5 protein-coding genes and 1 pseudogene are annotated in these 7,871 nt (G+C 44.5%); 4 read left to right on the forward strand and 2 right to left on the reverse strand.

Annotation, left to right across the window (positions count from 1 at the left end; genetic code table 11):
* A pseudogene (locus QUA47_RS18160) lies at nt 1-498 on the forward strand (hypothetical protein); the annotation flags it as partial.
* 1,023 nt (nt 499-1,521) lie between these two features.
* On the opposite strand, the gene QUA47_RS18165 reads toward QUA47_RS18160, so the two are convergent.
* On the reverse strand, nt 1,522-1,695 hold the full coding sequence (locus QUA47_RS18165; protein ID WP_333431742.1) for a hypothetical protein: 174 nt from the start codon (nt 1,693-1,695) through the stop codon (nt 1,522-1,524).
* A 560-nt stretch (nt 1,696-2,255) separates the two neighbouring features.
* On the opposite strand from QUA47_RS18165, the gene QUA47_RS18170 reads away from it, so the two are divergent.
* The 3 genes from QUA47_RS18170 (at nt 2,256) to QUA47_RS18180 (ending at nt 6,504) form a co-directional block, all read left to right on the forward strand.
* Nucleotides 2,256-3,983, forward strand: a complete 1,728-nt coding sequence (locus tag QUA47_RS18170; protein WP_333431743.1) for a diflavin flavoprotein — start codon at nt 2,256-2,258, stop codon at nt 3,981-3,983.
* Nucleotides 3,984-4,136: 153 nt separating this feature from the next.
* Complete coding sequence (locus tag QUA47_RS18175) at nt 4,137-4,766, forward strand: hypothetical protein (RefSeq protein ID WP_333220605.1); 630 nt, start codon at nt 4,137-4,139, stop codon at nt 4,764-4,766.
* Complete coding sequence (locus QUA47_RS18180) at nt 4,759-6,504, forward strand: diflavin flavoprotein (protein WP_333431744.1); 1,746 nt, start codon at nt 4,759-4,761, stop codon at nt 6,502-6,504. The genes QUA47_RS18175 and QUA47_RS18180 overlap by 8 nt, the downstream gene beginning before the upstream one ends.
* Before the next feature lie 97 nt (nt 6,505-6,601).
* Here QUA47_RS18180 and pgsA read toward each other — a convergent pair whose 3' ends face one another.
* Entirely contained in the window at nt 6,602-7,120 is a 519-nt protein-coding gene (gene pgsA / locus QUA47_RS18185) for a CDP-diacylglycerol--glycerol-3-phosphate 3-phosphatidyltransferase (protein ID WP_333431745.1), read from the reverse strand.
* Between the last annotated feature and the right edge of the window lie 751 nt (nt 7,121-7,871).

The raw sequence follows: 7,871 nt of genomic DNA on the forward strand, positions 1-7,871 counted from the left end.
GTGAATTTGGTGCTCTTCGGTGGCAATGTCAGTAATCCGTCAATTTTGACGATTAATGATGTGGCGCCAACTGGGACAACGCCAACTGCGACGCCGACGCTGACAGCTAGCAGTCTCTTCCAGTCCGCCCAACCAAATTACACGGTGCCTAGTTCTGTGGCTCCGACTTCCTTCTTTTACGGTTCGTCTCCCGATCCTATTATTGATGGTGGTTATGGAGTTGTTACGATTAATCGGGCTGGCAATACTTCGGTTCCGGCTTCGGTGGACTATTTGATTGCTGATCCTGGTCGTCAACCTATGAACAACGTAGACTACACCATTGTCAGTTCATTTCCTGTGAGTCCTACTGGAGGCACGGTTAACTTTAATCCCGGTCAAACTACCGTTAGTCTGACGATTAACAATCTTCCTGAGTTGACTGGTGGGGTGGTGAATTTGGGCTTTGGTCCAGGTTCGATCGGCGCTCCGGCATCGACTGCAATTACTCTGATTTAAGGCTGTTAGTAGAGCGAGGAATCCTTGCTCTACTAATACAGTAGATTGCAAGTTTATAGATGACATTAGCAGCATTTAGTAAAGCAGTTTTTTAGATGTTGAGGACTTATTAATTCGAGTGAGACGGCAGTTAATGTATCAATTATTTGGGTTAATAGAAAAAACTACGTAGAAAAAAATTAAGTGGAAACCACCCTAATTCATGGAAATTAAAATCAGGAGAATACGGTAATAAGTTAATAATACTTGCACCAACTGCTTCACTGATAGGTGCAATAGGAGCCATTTTATGTGCTGGTAAATTATCCATTAATACTACCGCTCCCCACAGTTACGGGAATAAAAACTTTTCGATAAATACTTCAACTCCCTTGCCATTCATTAAGTCATTCATCATCATTAATGTCATCACTCTTTTAATACTAATGGCTCCAATTGCTGTAATTATTGCGCCTCTGTAAAATGGTTTTAGTTCGGATACTCTGGTACCATGAGGCGAGCTAGCATAATTCCTGTTTAATAAGTAAAACCCCCATATCATCTATAAATACCAGGTTTTATAGATATAAATTTTCACTTTTTCCCAGTATTCTCCTCTTAATTTTTGCACCGGGTCTGTCGCCGCTTGACTGCTTCGTAGCGTCTTTTTTTTTGTTAGTCCCAGCCTTTTTAATTCTCGGCACATGGTACTAGGAGTTATCCATTGTCCGTAAAAATTTCCCCAGTATTCACAATATTCTGACAAACTGCTATCTGGATATTTTTCTACCAGTTCATGAAGTTGAGTTGAATATCCATTCAACTTACTTTAGAGACTTCCAAATTGACGAAGTGGTTGGATATCTCGTGTAAGTTGGTAGCGATTTAATAGTCGTTCAACAACTATATTTGCTGACATCAAATCTGGTCGCTAGTTGTCTAAATGATGTGTTGCCCTGCAGGCACAGCTTTGACCGCCTTTTCTCGAACTTCGATCGGTAATGGTTTCATTACTGTTATTAATATACTATTTTTAAGTGTACTCTATTTACCTGCAATATGCTGTAGCTTTACCTCTATAGAAATCCTCAATCTTTTGTGAATTGGGAGCATCTCATATTGGTAAAAACACTTCTTCTGGCTCCTTGCTTCTTCCTCTTTCCTTCTGCCTCCTGCCTCCTGCCTCCCAACTCGAATTTCGAGCTTGGCTGCTTTCATTGAGATGCTCCCTGTGAATTTCTTAATCCCTCAGAGCGGCTTCGGGGAGGGTTGGGGTGGGGTAAAAAATTTACGACTCTTGCAAGGATTGCTATATGAGTCGATTTTTGCTTGTGGAGTGGAATTTTTTTTACTCTATCATTATCCCCACATCCCCGACTGCTTAAACACATCGGGATAAGAGAGCGCGATCGCATTTGACGTTTGATTAGGTTGACTTAAATGCCGAGTTATTGTCCCTAATCCAAATTGCCGCGCGATCGAGAATCGCATTTGACTGATAGTCTTCTAAGGAGGCGATCGCCGAACCACTTGAACTCAGTTTTCATACCACAGAGATAAGCTTATTGTCAACTGTTTATAGGCACAAAATTGATTTGATTGAATTTTCCTTCTTCCTCAAATCCGTTACATCCGGTACAGTGCTTTGTTGCCGAACTGCCTTACGCCATAAATTTTGGGATACTTAACAGCCTCATAAGAAATTTTATAAAGATTTACAAAAGAAACGTGTCAGAATGGAAACAATAAGGTAATGGGTAACAGACAAGGAGGCACTGATGGTAGCGCTGACTGAACGAGTCCAACGCAGATTGACGGTGGAAAAAGTCGAAATTGCCCCTGACACAACGGCAATTCGATGCCTGGACTGGGATAGAGACCGCTTTGACATCGAATTCGGGCTCAAAAACGGTACAACTTACAACTCATTCATCATTCGCGGTGAAAAAACCGCCCTCGTCGATACCTCGCACGAGAAGTTTCGCCAGCAATACATGGAAACTCTGACGGGCGAAATTGACCCCAAAGAGATTGACTATCTAATTATCAGCCACACCGAGCCAGACCACAGCGGTTTAGTCAAAGACGTGCTGGCGCTGGCACCCCAAGCGATTGTCGTGGGGGCGAAAGTTGCAATTCAATTTTTAGAAAACCTTGTACACCAACCATTTGAGCGATTGGTAGTAAAAAACGGGGACAAACTAGATTTAGGAAACGGCCACATTATCGAATTCGTATCGGCGCCGAACTTGCACTGGCCCGATACTATTTTCAGCTACGACAGCAAAACTCAAGTGCTGTTCACCTGCGACGCCTTCGGGATGCACTACTGTTCCGACAGCACCTTCGATGACGATTTAGCAGCAGTTGAGGAAGATTACCACTTTTATTATGAGTGTTTGATGGCTCCCAATGCTCGATCGGTACTCGCTGCAATGAAGCGGATGGCAGAGTTGGGAGAAATCGGTACAGTTGCGACCGGTCACGGCCCGCTGCTGCGGCACAATGTGGTGGAACTTACCGGGCGCTACAAAAAGTGGAGCCAAGCGCAAGCTAAGGCAGAAACCACTGTAGCGGTATTTTACACTTCCGACTACGGATTTAGCGATCGGCTCAGCCAAGCGATCGCCCACGGTATCACCAAAACCGGTGTCGCTGTGGAAATGATGGACTTGAGAATCGCCGACTTACAAGAAGTTGCGGAACTTGTCGGTAATGCTGCCGGCATCGTAATTTGTTCGCCACCGAGTGGCGGTACTGCTGCTGTGAATGCCGAAGCCGCAATCAACACAATTTTAGTTGCAGCTAACAACAAACAATCTTTCGGTTTGTGCGAATCTGGCGGCGGCGATGACGTATCTATTTACCCGCTGAGAAACAAGTTCAAAGAGTTGGGTTTAAAAGAAGCATTTCCCAACATTTTAATTAAAGAATCACCGACAGAAGCGAGTTATCAACTTTGCGACGAAGCCGGCACCGACTTGGGACAGTGGCTGACGCGGGACAAAGCAGTCAAACAGATGAAATCCCTCGACAGCGACCTCGATAAAGCTTTGGGACGAATCAGCGGCGGACTGTACATCATTACCGCCCAAAAAGGCGATGTTAGCGGTGCGATGCTAGCTTCTTGGGTAACTCAAGCTAGCTTTAAACCGCTAGGTTTAACAATAGCAGTTGCGAAGGATCGGGCTATTGAATCGATGATGCACGCGGGAGATAAATTTGTTCTCAACGTGCTCGAAGAAGGCAATTATCAAACTTTGATGAGGCACTTTTTAAAGCGTTTTGCTCCTGGTGCCGATCGATTTGCCGGAGTTAAAACTCAACCAGCAACCAACGGTTCTCCCATTCTGACAGAGGCTTTGGCGTACATGGAATGCGAAGTAGTCAGCCGGATGGAACTTTCGGATCATCATATCGTATATGCGATCGTCGATAGCGGCCGCGTCTCCAATCCAGATGCACTGCCGGCAGTTCACCACCGAAAAGTCGGAAATCATTATTAGGTAGGAATTTCGGGTGCTTATGCGGCATCTTACCTACGCAAAAACTCTCAACGTAGGGTGCTTATGGCGAATCTTACCGGCAGCTAAACTTACGGTGCGCCATAAGCCTTTTCTTACTTTTTGCTTTTCCATTTTCACTCTTAGGAATTGCCAATGCCTGCAAATCTTTTAGAAGACCGAGATTACACAATTATTATTGCCAGAAGCGATGCCAGCCGAGACCCTCACCATCCTTGGTACGAGGAGTGGGTAGAAGCACAGGCATCTCTGATTGACTTAGCAAAAAAATGTCAGGAATTTGACAGCGACGGCATCACCCTTTACGAAGCTTCTACTCCTATGTGGAAGTATAAAAATTCAACTGTTGGCCGGTTAGCTGAAATTTTGCAGCGACAAAATACGGAACCGGATTCAGCAAGCCCGACGGCAACTAATTTGGAAGAAGCTCTGAAAGCAAGTTTTAGCGATTATTTCGCAAACAAAACAGATGGCAAAGGGAAGAAAGGAGCAATAATTGTTGCAGTCCTCGATCAAAAACCCCAAGAAGTCGCTGCTGTCGCCGAAATTATTGTAAGTGCGGCAAATAAAATAGAGAAAGATGAAGAAATTGGAGTGAGCTTTATCCAAATTGGGGATGATTTAGAAACCAGGGAATTTCTGACTGATCTGGATACCAATTTACAGGGTAGAGGTGCAAGATTTGACATTGTAGATACCAAGTTTTGGCACGAAATCAAAAGAAGTTCTGTAGTTCAGTTTCTCATAGGTGCAATAAATGACTAACACTTTGATTAATAGACTCGCATCTGATGTCAAACCCCGCGACGTGCAGTTTATCCCGATCGCACTCGATACTTTTATTGTGCGATCACGCACTTGGGATCGACTCAAATTTGAAGTCGAGTATTCGCTGCAAAAGGGTACGACAGCAAATAGCTATATTATTAAAGCTGACAAAACTGCTTTGTTCGACCCGCCGGGGGAATCTTTTACTCAAAATTACCTGGAATTTTTACAGCAACGGGTGGACTTGACCAAGCTGGATTACATAATTTTGGGGCATTTCAATGCTAACAGATCAGTAACAATTAAAGCTCTGGTAGAATTAGCTCCTCAAGTAGCTTTGGTTTGCACGAATCCCGCCGCAATTAGTTTACGAGCCGCTTTCCCCGACCAAGAATTAAACATTTTGATCGTTCGGGGAGAAGAAACTCTCAACTTAGGAAAAGGTCACGCCTTAAAATTCATCGCGACTCCGACTCCCCGCTGGCCTGACCAACTTTGCACCTACGATCCGCACACTCGAATCGTGTTCACGGACAAACTATTTGGAGCTCACGTTTGCGGGGATCAAGTATTCGATGAAGGGTGGAGCGTTTACAGCGAAGATCGGCGCTATTATTACGATTCCCTGCACGCATCTCAAGCAAAACAAGTGCTGGCCGCAATGGATAAATTCGCCGATTTACCCACAGCATTTTATGCTCCCGGTCACGGCCCGATCGTCCGTTACGGCCTTAATGAACTGAGCAATTTGTATCGGGAATGGAGCCAGCAACAAAATTCAAAAGACTTGACAGTGGCTTTGATTTATGCTTCGGCTTACGGAAATACGGCGACTTTAGCGCAGGCGATCGCCAAAGGAATTACGAAAGCAGGCGTTGCGGTGGAAAGTATCAACTGCGAATTTGCCGAACCCGGAGAAATTAAAGAGGCGATCGAAAAATGCGCGGGATTTATCATCGGAACTCCCACGCTAGCAGGACACGCTCCGACGCAAATTCAAACTGCTTTGGGAATTGTTTTATCTACCGCTACTAAGAGCAAGTTAGCGGGGGTTTTCGGTTCTTTTGGCTGGAGTGGAGAGGCGATCGACTTAGTGGAAAACAAGCTGAAAGATGCTGGCTATAGAATTGGATTTGAGCCGATTCGAGCCAAATTTAAGCCGACGGCGGCGACGATTCACGAGTGCACAGAAGCGGGAACGGATTTTGCTCAAGCTTTGATTCGATCGCAAAAATTGCGGGCACCGAAACCGCAGTTAGCAGCAGGAAGCGATCGCACTGAACAAGCCGTAGGGAGACTCGTTGGTTCGCTGTGTGTAGTCTCGGCGAAGCGGGAGGATGTCACCAGTGCGATGCTGGCTTCCTGGGTGTCGCAAGCAACGTTTAATCCGCCCGGTGTGACGATTGCGGTGGCCAAAGATCGATCGATCGAATCTTTGATGTATGCCGGAGATAAATTTGTGCTCAACATCTTAGCAGAAGGGCGACAGTTGCGGAAGTATTTCATGAAAAACTTCGCTCCGGGAGAAGACAGATTTGCGGGAGTCGAAACAATGGAAGCTAGCAACGGCTGTCTCGTTTTGACTGATGCTCTAGCTTATCTGGAATGCCAAGTGATAAGTCGGATGGAATGCGGCGATCACTGGGTAGTTTATGCGGCGATTGAAAACGGTCATTTGCTGAAAAATGACGGGGTGACAGCGGTGCATTACCGGAAATCTGGGAGTCATTATTAAGCTACGGCTAGGACACGGCATTGCCGTGTCCTTATAAATATATCGAAGTTTTGAGCGGGGTTAATCTGCGTTCATCTGCGGTTTAAATAAAACCGATTTACTTCTCCTCGGCAGTCTTTTCCGGCCATAGATAAATAGCGCCAGAAATCAAAGTTAAAGCCACAGAAACCCAAAAAGCAATTACTGCGGGAAAATTCCACGCTTCAGACAGAGGAGCAATTAAAAGTGCGATCGCCACAATCTGACTCACCGTCTTCAATTTGCCCCAAATATTAGCTCCAGAAATCGTAGTTTTATTAACACGCCACCCCGCAATCGTCAACTCCCTGCCCAAAATCAAAAACACTCCCCAAGCCGGGACTCTACCCAACTCAATCAACACTAAAAGCGGCGCGAGAACCAACAATTTATCCACCAAAGGATCGAGAAACTTACCCAAATCGGTAATTTGATTCAGCTTCCTAGCCAAATAGCCGTCCAGCCAATCAGTAGCCGCAGCTACCACAAAAATCGCGGTGCAAATCCAGCGGCTTTGCGCGCTTGGGTCGTACAAACCGTAGAGCAGAAAAGGTACTCCCAGCAAGCGAGAAAAAGTAATCAAATTAGGTAAATTCATAAATCAAAAATTAAGGGCTACTCTACCAAGGCTTTCCTTAATTTAACATTTATACGACTTCGGCACCAACTTTATCTTTAGGGTGTGCACTGCACACCTTACCTACAGGGCTTAAGCCACAGACTATTAGGATCATTAAATTTACGATGTTAATTGCTTGAGTTCTCTATAAAATTCCTGGGCTTAACAACGAATGGCACGCACCTAAATGTACATCACTTGTTGTAGATTGATTGCTCTAGTTAGTTGCGACATATTCCGTTTTGCAAACAGAAATAAGTACCTGAAATAATTTAATTTTCTTGAACTTGGGGAAATCTTAATATTTTTTTGACCGTATGTCGGTTGAGATACAACTTATAAATTCAACTGATTTAGAATTTTATTTACATCAGGTGCCGTCAAGCAATCGGTAATAAGCAGAAGGAAGAAAGAAGAAGGAAGCCTTGTAGCCATCTGTCTCTTACGTTTAATCATGGAGATTTACTTAATTAAAAAACATTCTGATTATAGTTGTCACAAGATTGGATAATTTATCGGCTCAATGTGTTGTGTCGCATCGCGCGATCGAAGTCGATTTTTACTCCCGATTGGCGATCGTAACTGGCTAGAAAAATTCTGAAACAGAGTTGACTAGCTCAGGGTAATCTTTGGCGATCGCGGCTACCTCATGGGTAAGGATTCAGGTAAAAAATAGTGAGAGTGAGAGCCGAGAAATATGGTAATGTAGTCAGATGAGCGAAAAATCAGA

It is taken from the genome of Microcoleus sp. MON2_D5 (genome assembly GCF_036701905.1).
Lineage (GTDB): Bacteria > Cyanobacteriota > Cyanobacteriia > Cyanobacteriales > Microcoleaceae > Microcoleus.

Bases quoted from the DNA above. Each gene is read 5' to 3' on its own strand.
- QUA47_RS18165 (WP_333431742.1), bottom strand. From the start codon at position 1,695: ATGAAAGCAGCCAAGCTCGAAATTCGAGTTGGGAGGCAGGAGGCAGGA.
- QUA47_RS18170 (WP_333431743.1), top strand. From the start codon at position 2,256: ATGGTAGCGCTGACTGAACGAGTCCAACGCAGATTGACGGTGGAAAAA.
- QUA47_RS18175 (WP_333220605.1), top strand. From the start codon at position 4,137: ATGCCTGCAAATCTTTTAGAAGACCGAGATTACACAATTATTATTGCC.
- QUA47_RS18180 (WP_333431744.1), top strand. From the start codon at position 4,759: ATGACTAACACTTTGATTAATAGACTCGCATCTGATGTCAAACCCCGC.
- pgsA (WP_333431745.1), bottom strand. From the start codon at position 7,120: ATGAATTTACCTAATTTGATTACTTTTTCTCGCTTGCTGGGAGTACCT.